Origin of the sequence: Pseudofrankia coriaricola, from assembly GCF_001854805.1 — a bacterium.
In the GTDB taxonomy this organism is placed as follows: domain Bacteria; phylum Actinomycetota; class Actinomycetes; order Frankiales; family Frankiaceae; genus Pseudofrankia.
Genome location: NZ_MBLO01000107.1, coordinates 1 through 15316 on the forward strand (window position 1 = coordinate 1; position 15316 = coordinate 15316).

The 15316-nt window shown below is 69.3% G+C and carries 15 protein-coding genes and 2 pseudogenes; 12 read left to right on the forward strand and 5 right to left on the reverse strand.

Annotated elements, in window-relative coordinates:
• The 3 genes from BCD48_RS16205 to BCD48_RS16215 form a co-directional block, all read right to left on the reverse strand.
• Window positions 1-683: MBL fold metallo-hydrolase (locus tag BCD48_RS16205; RefSeq protein WP_116271537.1), on the reverse strand; the 683-nt coding region annotated here is incomplete at its 3' end.
• Window positions 680-1951, reverse strand: coding sequence for a sulfotransferase family protein (locus BCD48_RS16210; RefSeq protein ID WP_071049239.1), 1272 nt, complete (start codon window positions 1949-1951; stop codon window positions 680-682). The genes BCD48_RS16210 and BCD48_RS16205, both read right to left, overlap by 4 nt.
• Window positions 1942-2727, reverse strand: coding sequence for an SDR family NAD(P)-dependent oxidoreductase (locus BCD48_RS16215; protein ID WP_241841772.1), 786 nt, complete (start codon window positions 2725-2727; stop codon window positions 1942-1944). Before BCD48_RS16215 ends, BCD48_RS16210 begins: the two co-directional genes overlap by 10 nt.
• A 96-nt stretch (window positions 2728-2823) precedes the next feature.
• On the opposite strand from BCD48_RS16215, the gene BCD48_RS16220 reads away from it, so the two are divergent.
• A complete protein-coding gene (locus BCD48_RS16220; RefSeq protein WP_071049241.1) occupies window positions 2824-3753 on the forward strand; it encodes an IclR family transcriptional regulator in 930 nt (309 codons plus the stop codon).
• A gap of 32 nt (window positions 3754-3785) precedes the next feature.
• Complete coding sequence (locus BCD48_RS16225) at window positions 3786-4226, forward strand: VOC family protein (RefSeq protein ID WP_071049242.1); 441 nt, start codon at window positions 3786-3788, stop codon at window positions 4224-4226.
• 21 nt (window positions 4227-4247) lie between these two features.
• Here the strand turns inward: BCD48_RS16225 and BCD48_RS16230 are convergent, their stop codons facing one another.
• Window positions 4248-4856 carry a TetR/AcrR family transcriptional regulator gene (locus tag BCD48_RS16230; protein ID WP_071049243.1) on the reverse strand — a complete coding sequence of 203 codons (609 nt, stop codon included), beginning with the start codon at window positions 4854-4856 and terminating at the stop codon, window positions 4248-4250.
• A 432-nt stretch (window positions 4857-5288) separates the two neighbouring features.
• Between BCD48_RS16230 and BCD48_RS16235 the strand changes: the two genes are divergently transcribed.
• From BCD48_RS16235 to BCD48_RS53700, 9 genes and pseudogenes are all read left to right on the forward strand, one after another.
• Window positions 5289-6371 carry an NAD(P)H-dependent amine dehydrogenase family protein gene (locus BCD48_RS16235; RefSeq protein ID WP_071049244.1) on the forward strand — a complete coding sequence of 361 codons (1083 nt, stop codon included), beginning with the start codon at window positions 5289-5291 and terminating at the stop codon, window positions 6369-6371.
• A 96-nt stretch (window positions 6372-6467) separates the two neighbouring features.
• Entirely contained in the window at window positions 6468-6983 is a 516-nt protein-coding gene (locus BCD48_RS16240) for a carboxymuconolactone decarboxylase family protein (RefSeq protein ID WP_312630123.1), read from the forward strand.
• 92 nt (window positions 6984-7075) lie between these two features.
• On the forward strand, window positions 7076-8383 hold the full coding sequence (locus tag BCD48_RS16245) for an ABC transporter substrate-binding protein (protein ID WP_071049246.1): 1308 nt from the start codon (window positions 7076-7078) through the stop codon (window positions 8381-8383).
• A 115-nt stretch (window positions 8384-8498) separates the two neighbouring features.
• Complete coding sequence (locus BCD48_RS16250) at window positions 8499-9257, forward strand: SDR family oxidoreductase (protein WP_071049247.1); 759 nt, start codon at window positions 8499-8501, stop codon at window positions 9255-9257.
• Between the two features lie 68 nt (window positions 9258-9325).
• On the forward strand, window positions 9326-9751 hold the full coding sequence (locus tag BCD48_RS16255) for an SRPBCC family protein (protein WP_071049248.1): 426 nt from the start codon (window positions 9326-9328) through the stop codon (window positions 9749-9751).
• Window positions 9748-10998 carry an amidohydrolase family protein gene (locus BCD48_RS16260; RefSeq protein ID WP_071049249.1) on the forward strand — a complete coding sequence of 417 codons (1251 nt, stop codon included), beginning with the start codon at window positions 9748-9750 and terminating at the stop codon, window positions 10996-10998. Before BCD48_RS16255 ends, BCD48_RS16260 begins: the two co-directional genes overlap by 4 nt.
• Window positions 10998-12203: pseudogene (locus BCD48_RS16265) on the forward strand (CaiB/BaiF CoA transferase family protein). The gene BCD48_RS16260 and the pseudogene BCD48_RS16265 overlap by 1 nt, the downstream one beginning before the upstream one ends.
• Before the next feature lie 284 nt (window positions 12204-12487).
• Entirely contained in the window at window positions 12488-12661 is a 174-nt protein-coding gene (locus tag BCD48_RS46450; protein ID WP_491677142.1) for a response regulator transcription factor, read from the forward strand.
• A gap of 235 nt (window positions 12662-12896) precedes the next feature.
• Window positions 12897-13388 (forward strand): annotated as a pseudogene (locus BCD48_RS53700) (MBL fold metallo-hydrolase); the annotation flags it as partial.
• A gap of 107 nt (window positions 13389-13495) precedes the next feature.
• Here the strand turns inward: BCD48_RS53700 and BCD48_RS56670 are convergent.
• On the reverse strand, window positions 13496-13672 hold the full coding sequence (locus BCD48_RS56670; protein WP_491677143.1) for a DUF6444 domain-containing protein: 177 nt from the start codon (window positions 13670-13672) through the stop codon (window positions 13496-13498).
• A gap of 147 nt (window positions 13673-13819) precedes the next feature.
• On the opposite strand from BCD48_RS56670, the gene BCD48_RS16275 reads away from it, so the two are divergent.
• The gene (locus BCD48_RS16275) at window positions 13820-14860 is read left to right on the forward strand and encodes a phosphotransferase enzyme family protein (RefSeq protein WP_071049251.1); all 1041 of its coding nucleotides are present in this window, start codon (window positions 13820-13822) and stop codon (window positions 14858-14860) included.
• Window positions 14861-15316 lie beyond the last annotated feature (456 nt).

The window sequence follows — 15316 nt, forward strand, 5'->3', positions numbered from 1 at the left end:
GAATGGAGGTAGGCGATGGCACTGCGGATCTTGTCGCCGCGGACCGTGTACAGATTCGGGATATGGCCGAACAGGGGTCCGAACAGGTTGCCGGTGAACAGGATGCGCTCGTCGGGGAGCCAGACGACCAACGAGTCGGTCGTCTCCCCACCCGGCGTCGAGTACAGCTCGATCCGGCGGCCGCCGAGGGTGAAGGTGTGGCTGTCGAGGAAGGTGGTCGTCAGGACCGGCTCGGGCGGCTGGTAGGTGGGGTCGACCCTGGTGATGTCACGGTTCCAGAGCCGGCGGCTGCGGCGGGCGAAGAACGGCTGCAGCCGGTGGAAGTACTCCCGGACGTCCGGATGGTTCGCCTGCGCGATGGTCTCGATGCCCGGTGCGTCCAGCTGTGACCAGCCTCCGACGTGGTCGGGATGGCCCTGGGTGAACACGATGACGCGCACCGGGTTGGCGCTGACCGCGGAGAACCGCGTCCTGATCTGGTCCGCCTCGTTGTACATCCCGGTGTTGATCAGCAGATCGCCGGCCGGCGTCGTGACGAGATAGCTGTTGGAGATGCCCTTCGACGCGAAGATGCCGTCGCCGAGTGGCACGGCGTCCTGGACGCCTTCGCCCTCCCGGACGATGAGCGCGTTGAGGGGCTGCTTCTCGGTGCTCGCCGAGTTCTCGGGGTCCGGGCTGCTCATCGGGTGCGGTCCTTTCCGACCTCGGGCCGGATCTGGAAGGCGTCCGTGTAGAAGGCGAACCGGGCGCGCAGCTCGTCCGCGTCGAGCCCGAAGTCGCCCTCCAAGTCGTAGACGATGCGGCCGCGCCGGCCGCGCGGATGTGACGCCAGGTAGTGCTCGATGTCCGCCCGGGTCTCGTCGGTGACCGTGAGGCCGGCGCGTTCCAGTACGCCGGCGGCGGCCTGGACGTCGTTGCCGACGATCTCGTCGAAGCGCAGCTCGACGAGCTGGCCCGCGGGCACCAGGTGCCGGTCGCGCAGGTAGCTGCGCAGCATCCGTTCGAGGCGGTCGACCCAGTAGGCGACGTGGCTGTCGATGTCCGGACGCTTCTGGCCCGCCTTGAGCGCCATGCCGCGCATGGTCAGCAGGGACTGGATCGTGGCGACCGGGTCACGGTGGATCATCACCACCGTCGCGTCGGGATAGGTCGTCAGCAGCGGGACCAGCTGCTCGCTGTGCTGGTTGGACTTCAGCATCCAGCGCCGGTCGCTCGGGAACTGCCAGGCGACGGCGCGCAGCACGTTCTTCATGTAGCGGTAGTGCGGCGTCTGGTGGTGGCCGAGGTAGTGGTCACGGAAGCCGGGGACGTTCGCCATCCACTCCCACTGGTAACTGGCGAAGTCGGGGATCTGCAGCTCGTTCTCGCCGCAGGCGTGGTCCGGTGAGTGCTCGTGCATCGCCGCGAAGATCTCGTTCTGGCTGAGCCGTTGCCACCGCGCGTCCGAACGGGACCAGCGGGGGTCGACCCCGTCCGGCCCGGCCGTCTCGCCCACGCTCGGGGCCGGCTGCGCCGCCAGGTAGACCGGGAGATGCCGCAGCCGCCGGTCGGCGGCCAGCAGGTTCTCCAGATGGGTACTGCCCGAGCGGGGCAACGCGATGACGTTGATCGGCCGCTCGATCGGCGCGTCCAGGCAGTCCGGGTGGTCGTCCCAGTACCGCTGGATGAGCAGCCGGTTCGCCGCCGCCTTCACACACTGGTCGAGGAACGTCGCCTTGTAGGTTCGCCAGACGTTGTCATCGGCCTCGACCTCGGCCAGCAGAATGCCGAGACGTTGGGTGAAGTCGAGCGAGCCGAAGTCATCCAGGCCCGTCTGCCGGCTCGCACCCTCGAGCACCGCGTCGATGCTCATGTCCAGGGGACGTGCCTCGTCGGCCTCCAGGGCGGCCCGCTCGGCGGGCGAACGGGTGTCGTCGCGCATGCCCTCGACGCGCAGCACCTTTACGGCCATGGCGGCAGCTCCGTAACGTCGGTCTTTCCCGCGTTCGCCAACCAGCCGCCATCGATGACCACGAGGTCACCGGTGTGGTAACGCGACTCGTCGCTCATGAAGTAGACGCCGATCCCCTCGAAGTCCTCGGCGTTGCCGGGCCGCCCCGACGGGTTGTACCGGCGGTTGCGGTCGAACAGCGGGCTGTCGACCGGAATCTGGACCGTCTCGCTCACCGTGTACCCGGGGCAGACCACGTTGCAGCGGATCCCGTAGCGGCCCGCCTCGACAGCGATGCCCCGGGACATGGCCGCCATCGCACCTTTGGATGCGTTGTAGTGCTGCATGCCGGGGCTGCCGGTCAGCGCGGAAAGGCTGGCGCAGAACAGCAGCGACCCGCCGGGGTCGCCCGCGTCGTAACGCCGCTTCATGTGCCGGGCGCCCTCGCGCATGGCGAAGAACGCGCCGTGCTGGTTGACCGCCAGCAGGGCGTGCCAGGCCTGGCTTGTCATCTCGACGAAGCTGCGCTCCCGGCTCATCAGCCCGGCGTTGGCGATGACGCCGTCGATGCGGCCCATCTCCTCCGCCGCCTCGTTCATCGCGGTGACGACGCGTGCCTCGTCGCTGACGTCGACCTCCTGGGCGAGCACGCGGTGGCCGAGGCCGGCCAGTTCCTTGGCAACCTCGGCGTTCTTGTCCGCCCGCCGGCCCCAGACGACGACGTCACCACCGGCCCGAGCGACACCTCGGGCGAAGGCCAGACCGATGCCGGCGTTGCCGCCACTGACCACGACCACGCGACCCGCCAAGTCGAACATAGTGAGATTGCTATAGCAAAACCAACATTGCCGTCAAGGGTTCACTGTCTGCGCTGGTCGGCTACCGTCGCTGGCATGGCCCGCCCCGCGCCCGCGTCCGCCCGTGCGGTCGACATCGTTGCGTTCCTCACCGCGCACCCGTCCCGGGGCTTCACGATCAGCGAGCTGGTCTCGCATCTCGGGATGAACATCGCCTCGGCGCACGCCACCCTGGCGGTGCTGTGCGACAGCGGTTTTCTCATCCGGGACCCGGCGCATCGGACCTACGTGCTGGGCCCCGCGCTCGCGGTGACGGGGTTCGCCGCCCTCGAGCAGCATCCGGCGATCGGCGCCGCCCTAGAGCAGGCCGAGGTGCTCGCCGACGGGCTCGACGTCGAGGTCGGCCTCTCAGCTGTCGCGGGCCGAGACATCATCTTCCTGGCCCGCCGGGGCCCACAGCCGCTTGTGCAGAGCATCGGTTACCCCGGCGACCGCACGCCGCTGCTCGCCCCGATCGGCGCCGTCTTCCTGGCCTGGGCCGACGACGGCACGGTGACCTCGTGGCTCGAGCGCGCGGCCCTGCCCGCTCCGCTCACCGAGCTCTACCGCGGCGTCCTGGCCGAGATCCGCGACCGGGGGTTCAGCGTTCCGTTGCAGGCCATCGCGGCGCCCGCGATGATCGACGCCATCGCGAAGATGCGCAGCGATCCCACCGACGACCACGCCGAGCAGCGCCTCACCGAGGTTCTGGCGATCTCGGGGGAAATGCTGCTCTCGTTCGACGGCCTGACCGAATCGGACGAGATCGCCGTCAAGACCGTCGCGGCGCCGATCTTCGACCCGATCGGCCGCGTCATGCTGGCTCTCAGCATCACCGCGCCGGACCAGCCCACCACCGTGGGCCACGTGCTCGACCTCGGCCGCCGCCTCGTCCAGTCCGCGTTGATCGCCACCCGCGAGTCCCGTGGCCGGGTCCCGGGCCGCGACCTGGTCACCGGCACGGTCGGCTCGACGCGGCACCGCTGACGGACTCGACACCTACGACCCGAGAGGAAGCGATGGATCTCCTACCGGTCAAGATCGACTGCTTGTCACACCTGGGAATAACCGTCCGGGACCTCTCCGCCTCGCTGGACTTCTACACGCGGGTCCTCGGTTTCGTCGTTCGATTCACCGACGAGCAGGATGGATGGACCCGGGTCGGCCTGGAGATCAACGGCATCCTCCTGGAGATCTTCAGCCCTCATCGGGCTTCGTCCTCCAGTGCGGGCCCCGACCCCTTCTATCCAAAGGATCTCGGACGGCCCAAGATCGCGCTCACCGTCGCCGACGCCCAGGCGACATACCAGCGGCTGATCGACGCGGGCGTCGCTCCGCTGTGCCCGGTCACGACCACTCGCGTGTCCGCCTTCTTCTTCATTGAAGATCCGGACGGGACTCCCATCCAGCTGCAGGAGTTCTCTGGCGGCCGGCGACGCGTCGCGGACCTGTTCGCCTAGTTCGCCGTGTCGCGACCGAGATCAGGAAGAGGCCCCGATGCCGGTGATGAGGGTGTCATAGAAATACTGGGCGATGTCCCCGACGGTGCGCCTGCCTCCCGGGCGGTACCACTGGTAGGTGGAATGACACATGCCCAGGATTGCCAACGCCGTCAGGTTCGGGGCGGCGACACGGAAAACTCCTTCGGCCACTCCTCGCCTGAGAACGTCGACGAGCATTTCCCCGTAGCGGTCGGCCTGCTCGACGATCTTGTCGCGGATCGCGTCCGGGAGCTCGTGCTGGCGCTCGACATAGATGCGCATGTGGCCGGGGTGCGTCTCCGTCAACGAGACCAGGTCCGTCACCATGCCCAACAGCAGCCCGCGCGCGTCGAGGATGCCCTCGTCCAGCCGGCTCTGGTGTGCCTGGATGACCGGCTCGATCATGGCCTGCTGCATCTGCCCGAGCAGTTCGTCCTTGCTGCTGAAGTAGTAATACAGGGAAGCCTTGCGAATTCCCACGTGTTGCGCGATGGCCTCCATGGACGCCTCCTGGTGGGCGCCTCTTTCGAACAGGTCACCCGCCGCTTTCATGATCTGCGCCTTGCGGGACTTCGCCGGCACCGGGGCCTGCGCCTGCTCGTCAACCACCGAAAGCCTCCGTCCGTTCACGCTCAATTGCCGATTCTATGGGTGTCCGTGACGCCGGGGCCGGAGCGTCGACCAGGTGCGCGTCGAGGCGGGCGCTCCCGTCGGGGCGAGGAGGGGGCGGCAACCACTCAAGCCACGGCCTCGCGTCACGCAGAGCAACAGCCGATCGCCCGCCGACAAGACAGCCGATCCACACCGGCCCACCAACCTCCGAGGTAAGCCCGACATACCAGCCCCCGCAGAACCACCGCCGCCGATGCGTTGACACCGGTCCGAACCCACCCTAGGTTACCTACCGTCCGGACGGTAGACGCCCAGATCGGCCTCTCGTCGCCGGGCGCCCCCTGTGCCGCGCGCGACCTCGCACCCCGCCGATGCCCGGTCGGGGACCGCGCACCGCGTGACGGCCACGACGATTCCGAGGGAGATCCGATGACCCCCGACAAACCCCACCAGGGCCGACGGCCGGACAGGAAATACCGAGTCGTCCAGTGGGCCGCGGGCCGGATGGGGAAGAAGGCCATCCGCGGTGTCATCGGCCATCCGGACCTGGAGCTGGTCGGCCTTTACGTCCACTCGGCGGACAAGGAGGGCAAGGACGCCGGCGTGCTCGCCGGAATCGACCCGGTCGGCATTCTCGCCACCCGCGACATCGAGGATGTCCTGGCGTTGGCGCCTGACTGCGTGCTCTACATGCAGGAGGGTTTCGACGTCGACGACCTGGCGCAGCTGCTGAGCGCCGGCATCAACGTCGTCACCACGCGCAACGAGTTCTTCTACGCCGCGGCGATGGATCCGGCCATCCGGGAACGGATCGAGCAGGCCTGCGAGCAGGGCGGCACGTCGATCCACGCGACCGGCAGCAGCCCCGGCTACAGCACGACCACGATGCCGATGACGCTCACCTACCCGATGCGACGGCTCGACGAGCTCACCATCGACGAGTACGCCGACATCCCGGCCTCGGTGGGGCCGGACATGATCACCAAGGTCATGCGCTTCGGCGCGCCGGTGCAGCGCGGTGAGATGGACCCACGGCTGTTGGAGGGCTCCGCGGAGGGCTACCGGCAGTCACTCACCGCGTTCGCCGACGCGATCGGCATGCCGCTCGACGGTTTCGAGGTCCGCGGCGAGATCGCCCGTGCGACCGAGCCGTTCACGCTCTCGGACGGCTTCGTGATCGAGAAGGGCACGATGGGCGCCCAGCGCATCACGGTCGCCGGCCTCCGGGACGGCCGCCCGTTCCTGACCTTCCGCGCGCACTGGTTCGTCACCCCGCACCTCGAACCGGACTGGAACATCACCGGCGAGGGCTGGCTGTTCACCACCAAGGGCGACGCGCCGATGCAGGTGCGGGTCGCGTACGGACGGACGGACGAGGGCTACTCCGAACACCTCGCCGGATACACCGCGACCCCGGCCGTGAACGCGGTCCCTTACGTGGTGGACGCCGAGCCCGGTATCCGCACCATCTTCGACCTGCCCCCGCTCGTTGCCCGCCTCGGCCCGCAGTAGCCAGCCGCCGCCGGCATCAGCAGCAGGAAGGACACCCGCATGGACCGGATCAGTCCGCTGCCGCCGGGCGCGTGGCCACGGGAGATGCGTGCGGCCATGTCCGCCCTGCTGCCCGAGGCGCCGCGGCATCCATTACCGAGTTCCACGGACAAGCCCACGCCCCTGCACATGCTGGGGATCTTCGCGCATCATCCCACGCTCGCCCGCGCATTCTTTACCTTCAACGCACATGCCCTGCTGACCACCGCGCTGTCAGAACGCCGGCGGGAGATTCTCATCCTCCGGGTGGCAACATTGAGACAGTGCTCCTACGAGTGGGCAGAGCACGTCTTCCTGGCCCGGGACGCCGGCCTGAACGATGACGAGATCGCCGGCATCGCCCGCGGCGCGGACGCGCCGTGCTGGGATCCGATCGAGGCCGCCCTGGTCTGCGCCGCCGACCAACTGATCGCCGACGGCGCGATTCACGACAGCACGTGGGCGGCCCTCGCGGAGACACTCAACGTCCAGGAGCTTCTGGACGTGATCTTCACGGTCGGCGCCTACGAGACGCTCGCCTGGATGCTGCGCTCCTGTGCGGCGCAGCCCGAGACCGGCCTCAAGGCGACCTGACGTCACCGGAGTCATTGTCCGCGACCGAGCGGGCCGAAACGTCCTGCGAGCCGCGGGAGCTTTCGCACACACAACCACCGGATAGGAATGATATGCCGCGCGTCGAGATCACCAGAACCAGCATCGCACCCAGACGGAAAAGGCGACGCTCCACATTCGCGCTGTTAGCGGCGCCGCTGGCGGCCGTCACGTTACTCGCCGCCGGCTGTGGCGGGGACGGTGACACGAGCACCGGCCCGAGCGCGTCGGCGTCGACCGCCGGCGACAGCGTGCTCGGCCCGATGAACCCCGCCAAGGGCGCGCCGGTCAAGATCGGTTTCGTCTCCGACGGCAAGTACCCGGGCAGCGACTCCTCCGTCGAGGGCCGCGTGGCCGACGCGACCGTGAAGTGGATCAACGAGCGGAAGGGCGGGCTTGGTGGCCGGCCCATCCAGCTCGTCAAGTGCGAGGACCAGGGCGACCCCGCCAAGGCGACGGACTGCGGCAACCGCATGGTCGAGGAGAACGTCGCGGCCGTCGTCATGGGCGGCCCGGCGTACCCGGACGCCGTCTGGCAGCCGCTGCACGACGCGAACCTCCCGATGTTCTTCACCGGCGTGAGCAGCAACAACGTGCTCACCGACCCCAACGCGCACGTCCTCGCCGACGCCGTCTTCGGCGCGCTCGGCCTCCCGGCCGGCCTCGCCAAGGAGAAGGGCGTCAAGAAGGTCTCGGCGATCGTGATCGACATCCCGGCCGCCGTGCAGATCTACAAGACCCAGGCCCCCGCGATCTACAAGGCCGCCGGCGTCGAGCTCCAGCTCGTCACCGTCCCACCGGACCAGGCCGACATGACACCCCAGGCCCAGCGCATCGCAACCGACGGCACCGGAGTCGTCTGGGTCGTCGGCGGCGAGCCCTTCTGCATCGCCGCCTTCAACGCCCTGAACTCCGTCGGCTACACGGGCACCACCGCCAGCATCACCCAGTGCCTCGGCGACTCGACCCGCAAGGCCGTGCCCGGCAGCTTCCTCAAGGGCATGGTCATCGGCGCGCCGGCGCCCATCGGCTCCGACGACCCGTCGGTCAAGCAGTTCGAGGCCGTCTCGGAGACGTACGGCACGAACATCGACACCGGCAACGGCGTCGCGATCGGCATGTTCGCCTCGATGGCCGGCTTCCGCGAGGCCCTCGAGGGAGTCTCCGCATCCGAGCTCACCCCGGCGGGCATCGCCGCGGCCATCAAGAAGGCGCCGGAACGGGACCTGCCGGCCGGCGGCGGCATCCGCTTCCGCTGCAACGGCAAAGCCAACCCGGCACTGCCCGCCTCCTGCGTCCGCGGCGGCCTCAGCACCACCCTCGACGACAAGGGCCAGCCGACGACCTACACGCCGCTCAGCCAGACCCCGATCCCGGATTGAGCCACGCCGATCAGCATCCGAACCGGGCGGCGAAACCGCGACTCGGATCCGGGACAGTGCGCCTCAGGACGGGCTGTCCCGGATCCCGTCCGATCTGAAGGGATGAACATCCGCGATGAAGCTCCAGGACAGGGTCGTCGTCATCACCGGATCCGGCGGCGGCCTCGGCGAGGCCTGCGCGCACCGGTTCGCCGCCGAAGGCGCGAAGGTCGTCATCACCGACCTCGACCCGGCCGGCGTAGAGCGGGTGTCGGCGGCCGTCGGCGGCGTCGGGCTCGCCACGGACATCACGGTGGAGGGGAACGTCCGCGCCGTGGCCGACCTCGCGCGCCGCGCCTACGGCGAGATCGACATCTGGTTCAGCAACGCCGGTGCCTCAGGGCCCGACCAGCCCGGCGAGATCCAGGAGAACGCCCGCTGGGCGGCGGCGTGGGAGCTCCACGTGATGGCGCATGTGTACGCCGCGCGCGAGGTGCTGCCGGCGATGCTCGCGCGCGGCGACGGCTACCTCATCCAGACGGCGTCGCTCGTCGGGCTCGCGGTCCACCCGCACAAGGCGACCTACTCCGTGACCAAGCACGCGGCCGTCGCCTTCTCCGAATGGCTCGCGATCACGTATCGCGGGCGGGGCATCAAGGTCTCCTGCTTCTGCCCCGGCGCGATGCTGACACCCATGCTGCTGGACGAGTTCCCGGCCGGCCACCCGGTGCTGCGGAACGCGGCCAGGCCCGACGACGTCGCTGGCCAGCTCGTCGCGGCCATCGACCGGGAGGCGTTCCTCATCGTCGACTCGCCGGCGGGCCAGCAGGCGCTGCAGGCCCGCGCGACCGACTTCGACGCCTGGATCGACCAGGCAGCGACCCCACTCCCGTGAGACCCCCCGCGCGCCCGCCGCGGAGCCCCGAGGGCTGCGACACCCGAGAGAAAGGGAGAGGAGACCGGATGGGAAGTATCTACTTCGAGAAGGTGCTGGAGATCCCGGCGGAGGAGGCCTGGGACTTCGTCGAGCGGTACAGCCGGTCGGAGGTGCACGTGTTCTCGGCGTGCGTGGCGGAGCGCCGGGAGGGGGAGTTCCGCGTGGTGACGGTGCCGGGCGGCGCGGAGGTGTGGGAGCGGAACCTGACGGTCGACCCGGTCCGTCGACGGGCGTCGTACACGGTCCCGGCACTGACCGGCGCCGAGTACCACCACGCGGAGATGCGGGTGGAGCCGGTCGGCGCCGAGTCGTCGCGGCTGGTGTGGGTGACCGACTATCTGCCACACGTGCTGGCCGAGGAACGAACGGCGCCCTACGAGGTGATGTTCGAGGAGCTCGTCACGGCGGTACGTGCGCACGCCGGGTCACGCTCCACCGGGAGCACGCCGTGAACATCGATGACCTCATCCTCGTCAGCGTCGACGACCATGTCGTCGAACCGGCCCACCTCTTCGAGGGACGGCTGCCGGCCAGGTACGCGGACAGGGCGCCGCTGTTCGTGCGCCGGGACGACGGGACGATGGCCTGGCGCTACGAGGCCCAGGAGATCCCGAACGTCGCGCTCAACGCGGTCGCCGGCCGGCCGAAGGACGAGTACGGGCGGGAGCCCACCACGATCGAGGAGATCCGGCCGGGCTGCTACGACATCGACGCGCGTGTCATGGACATGAACGCCAACGGCGTGCTCGCCTCGATGTGCTTCCCGTCGTTCCCGCGTTTCTGCGGCCAGCTCTTCGCCGAGGCCGGCACGGACCGCGACCAGGCCGCGGCGATGGTGCGCGCCTACAACGACTGGCACGTCGACGAGTGGGCCGGGACCCACAAGGGCCGGATTATTCCGCTCGCACTGCCGATGCTGTGGGACCCGGAGGCGTCCGCGCAGGAGGTCCGCCGGCTCGCCCGCAAGGGCTGTCACGCGGTCACGTTCTCGTCGAGCCCCTATGCCCTCGGCCTGCCCAGCCTCTACACCGACCACTGGGATCCCTTCTTCGCCGCCTGCGCGGATGAGGGCACCGTCGTGTGCATGCACCTGGGCTCGTCCTCGACGGTGCCCACGACGTCGCCGGACGCACCGATCGAATGCACCTACTCGCTGTCCCCGGTCAACCTGATCGAGGCCGCGGCGGACCTCGTCTGGAGCCCGATCTTCCGGAGACATCCCACGCTGCGGGTGGCCCTCTCCGAGGGTGGAATCGGCTGGATCCCGTACTTCACGGAGCGGGTCGACTACATCTACCAGCACACCCAGCACTGGTCGGGCACGGACCTGGGTGGCCGGCTACCGTCCGAGATCTTCAACGAGCACGTCATCCTCTGCTTCATCGACGACCACGTCGGCGTCGAGAACCGCCACCGCCTGAATCTCGACAACATCACGTGGGAGTGCGACTACCCGCACTCGGACACCACCTGGCCGCGGTCGCCCGAGCGCGCCATGGACCACCTCGCCGGCCTCTCGGACGACGAGATCAGCAAGATCACCCACCTGAACGCGCTCCGGCACTTCCAGTTCGACGCCTTCACCCACGTCCCGCGCCAGCAGGCGACGGTCGGGGCGCTGCGAGCACAGGCCGACGGCTGGGACGTGACCATCCGGTCGACCCGCCACCTGCGAGCCGCCGCCCCGGGCGGGTCGTAGTGCGCGACGTCCTGCGCGGTGTCAAGGTCGTCGAGGTCGCGCAGTGGTGGCTCGCTCCCATCGGCGCGACGCTGCTCGGCGAGTGGGGCGCCGACGTCGTCAAGGTCGAGCACCCGCTGCACGGCGACCCGCTGCGCGGGCTGACTACCGCCGGCACGCTGCCCGGCGAGTTCGGGCTCAACTTCATGTTCGAGCAGGCGAACCACGGCAAGCGCAGCCTCGGCCTCGACCTGTCCCGGCCGGCGGGCCGGGAGATCCTGGACCGCCTGATCCGCGAGGCCGACGTGTTCGTCACGAGCTTCCTGCCGTCGGTGCGCGCGCCTGCGGCTCGACGTCGACGACGTGCGGGCCGTCAACCCGCGCATCATCTACGCCCGGTCGCACGGCGCCGGCGACCGCGGGCCGGAACGGGACCGGGGCGGCTACGACTCGGCCCTGTTCTGGGCGCGCGGCGGCGTCGCCCACCACCTGACGCCGCCGGGCGCCGCGGCGCCGGTCGCGCCGCGCCCGTCGTTCGGCGACGGCATCAGCGGCCTGTCGCTGGCGGGCGCGATCGCCGCGGCGCTGTTCGGCCGGGAGCGGCACGGCGAGCCGTCGGTAGTCGACGTGTCGCTGCTCGGCACGGCGACGTGGGTGATGGGCCCGGATGTGTGCGCGGCGGCGCTCATCCCCGGCGGCCTGCCCGCGGTGCGCCGCGAAACCCAGGCGAACCGCTTACGAGTTGCTTCCGGACCGCCGACGACCGGTGGATCTGGCTGGCCCTGCTCCAGGCGGACCGGCACTGGCCCGAGCTGTGCGCGCGCCTCGACCGGCCCGGTCTCGTCACCGACCCGCGGTTCGCGGCGGCCGCCGACCGCGCGGCCAATCTCACGGCCTGCCTGGCCGAGCTGGACGCCCTCTTCGCGGCCCGGCCGCTGGCCGAGTGGCGGCGGCGGCTCGACGGCATGTCGGGCGTGTGGGCGGTTGTCCAGGCGGCCGAGGAACTGCTCAACGACCCGCAGGTGCTGGCCAACGGCTACGCCCCCGAGGTCGGCTACGGCGACCGGGCCCACCGGCTCGTCGCCGGCCCCGCCCAGTTCGACGGCGGTCCGGCGGATCTCTCGCCGGCGCCGGCGGCCGGTGAGCACACCGACGAGATCCTCCAGGAGCTCGGGGACGAATACGACAAGATCATCTCTCTCAAGATCGACGGCGTCGTCAACTGACGTCGGTCGGCACCTGATTCGGTCCAGCTGACCGCGGAGGAGGTGCGCGATGCCCAGCCAGCAGGAGCCGGGACCGCCCGGAGGGAGTCGCATTCGGGCGGTACCCGAGGGACGAGACATCGCTGACGCCGCGAGATCGGTGACGCTCCGCGTCAGCCGCGGCCGACGCAGTTGCCGTCGTCGCCTCTGTCAGGTTCGCCCGCTCGCCGGCAGCGAACGCGGCTGAGGACATCCGCGTAGTCGGCGAGGCGGGCGACGGCGCCACTGGGCTCCGCATTGCCGGCCTGACCAACGCGGAGATCGCCGAACGCCTCTTCCTCTCCGAGGCAACCGTCAAGACACACGTCACTCGCATTCTGTCCAAGCTGGCGCTTCGCGACCGGGTGCAGGTCGTCATCTTCGCCTACCAGAACAGCCTGATTGCCGATGGCCGGCCAAGCCGTGATGCGGCCGGCTAATGTTTCCGGACTGTTCAGCCGACTGTCAGAGCCGACTATCCCAGCCGGGCACGAACCGCACACGCCTCTCCGTTGATAGCCTGACGGCATGCCCACGCTGAGCTTAGGGAACGCCCTCGTAGACCGTATCGAGGAACAGAGCATACCTGTTTCGCTCGGCCTCATCACCGACGACGAGGCGCTCATCACCCGCAGGGTCTCGCCATTGCCTGATGGATTCCTGGACAGCGCGTCGATGACCTTCCGGTTCTCGAACCACAGCTGGGTACTAAGCGTCGACGACCTCACCATACTCATCGACCCCTGCACCGGCAACGGCCGGACAGGGCGCGGGCACTATTTCGACGGCCTCGACATTCCATACCTGGAGCGGCTCGCCGCGGCCGGCGTCTCAGCCGACGCCATCGACGTCGTCTTCTGTACACATCTTCATCACGACCACTGCGGCTGGAACACCCGGCAGGTCGACGGGGCCTGGGTGCCCACCTTCCCGGCCGCCACCTACCTGTTCGTCGACCAAGAGTACCGACGCTGGGACACAGCACGCCCGGACCGGTATCCCAACGAGTACAACCCCAATGTCTTCGACGAGTGCGTCCGGCCGGTCGTCGACGCCGGCCTCGTCCGGATCGTGCCCACGCCCTACCAGGTCTCGCCGAGCCTGACCCTCGAGCTGGCACCCGGGCACACAGTCGGGCACGCGCTACTGCGCCTCGTCTCCGACGGCGTCCACGCCTACTTCAGTGGGGACGCCTTCCACCACCCGATCCAGCTGACCCGCCCGGAGCTTCACCTACCCGGATGTGACGACCTGGCCGCCGCCGTCGAGACCCGTCACGCTTTGGTATTGAACTTCGCGGCCTCACGCAGATCTCCGCGACACGGCACGACATCCCTTTTGGGCGGCTTGGTAGACGGCGAGTCCGACGACGGAGGCTCCGACGAGTTCCGCGAGTTCTGCCCCAGCCGGGCCATCAATTCAGCAACCTGAGCCCGCAACGCCTCGACCATCACCCGAAGCTCCGCGTTCTCGGCGGCAAGGTCCTCATAGGACGGACCCGGATCAGGGGGCACCACACCATGGTCGGCGACCCACCGCGTAGATCAACCAGCCACGCCGAAGACCTGCCAGTCACATCCGGTCTAGGGTTCGAAGCCGTGGATGACGCGGCAGGCGGCCAGCGGGGCACCAGGGCCGTCGTCTCGGCGGATCTTGAAGGGTTCCTGCGAGCGAACTGGGACGTGTGGCCTGCCGGGCCAGCGCCGGACCTGGGCGGTTCGAGCAATCTGAACCTGCTGGTCACCGACGGCCGGTCGCTGCAGGTGGCCCGGGTATACCGGCCGTTTGTGACCGGCCAGCGGGTCGCCGCCCTCCAAGCGGTCCGTCAGCATCTCGCCAGCCACGGCGTGCCCTGCGCTGAGCCCATCCCGGCGGCAGGTGGCCGTGGCTGGGAGACCTTCGAGGGCCGGGCCGTGGAGGTCGAACCCTATGTGGCCGCGCCGGCCGCGATGAACACGCTGGCCCGGGTGCGAACGGGGCTGGCGGTGCTGGGGCGCATCCACGCGCTTCTGCAGGCGTTCCCCTCCAGCCCGGCCGCGGCGGCACCCCGCTTCGCCAACTACATCGCCGCCGATGGCCTTATGGAGGCCGTCGCCGCTGGGACCCGCCGCATCCGCGCCTGGCAGCCGACTCCTGCCGAGGCGCGGCTGGCTGACCTCGCCGATGACCTCGCCAAAACCCTCGCCCACCACGAGCGGGACCGTCCCATCCAGCCCCGCCGTCAGTTCGTGCACGGCGACTTCTGGGACAACAACGTCCGGTTCCGTCACGGGCAGGTCGCCCTGGTCACCGACTTCGACTTCCTCGCGGCCCGCCCGCGAACCGATGATCTCGCGCTCACCCTGTACTTCACCAGCGTCGACATCACCGACATCACCAGCGACCCAGCGCCACTCACCGAGCTGGCCGACGCCTACCAATCTGGCCTCGGCACAAGGCTGTCACCGCACGAGCGGGCCGCCATACCGCTGGCCATGGCGCGGCAGCCACTGTGGTCCATATCAGTCTGGGTGGCCCTCCTCGACGACCAAGACGCAGCCCGCCGCCACCTCGCCGCCACCGCACCCGAACTCGAATGGGCGCTGCAACTCACCAGCCGCATCACTCAGGTCCAGGACGCGCTCGCCGACGGCACCTGAACAAGAAGGACTACGCGTCAGAACCATCGGAACGGGGAACCTGACCAGTTACGCCTCGCCATCCCGCGTACGGGAGGCGGGGCCGGACAGCACGCCCGAGAATCCCCGCACTGCAAAGGCGGGGGGTCGGCAGGCAGTCGGTGGCCCACCGGGTCTCGGTGTGCCCGTCGATCCCGAGACGTAGATGCCACGGCTGCGGGTGGCACAGCGATGTCAGGCCAGTCTTCGCCGGTTGGCGCCGTCAGCCTGAGGCGCCTGGTCATCGCTGCGCCCCGGTCGCCGCAGCCAGGAGCGACAGGTCGAAAACCTCGCGGAGACCGATCATGTAGAAATGAGTTGAATCCCCCACCGACACTCTCCTTCGTACATGATCGCCGGAGGCTTGGCCTCGGCGATCACTCGGTGTGCTCCTGGTTCGTAGGTGAGCTGGAGTCCGAGCTGGGCGTAGATCTCGGC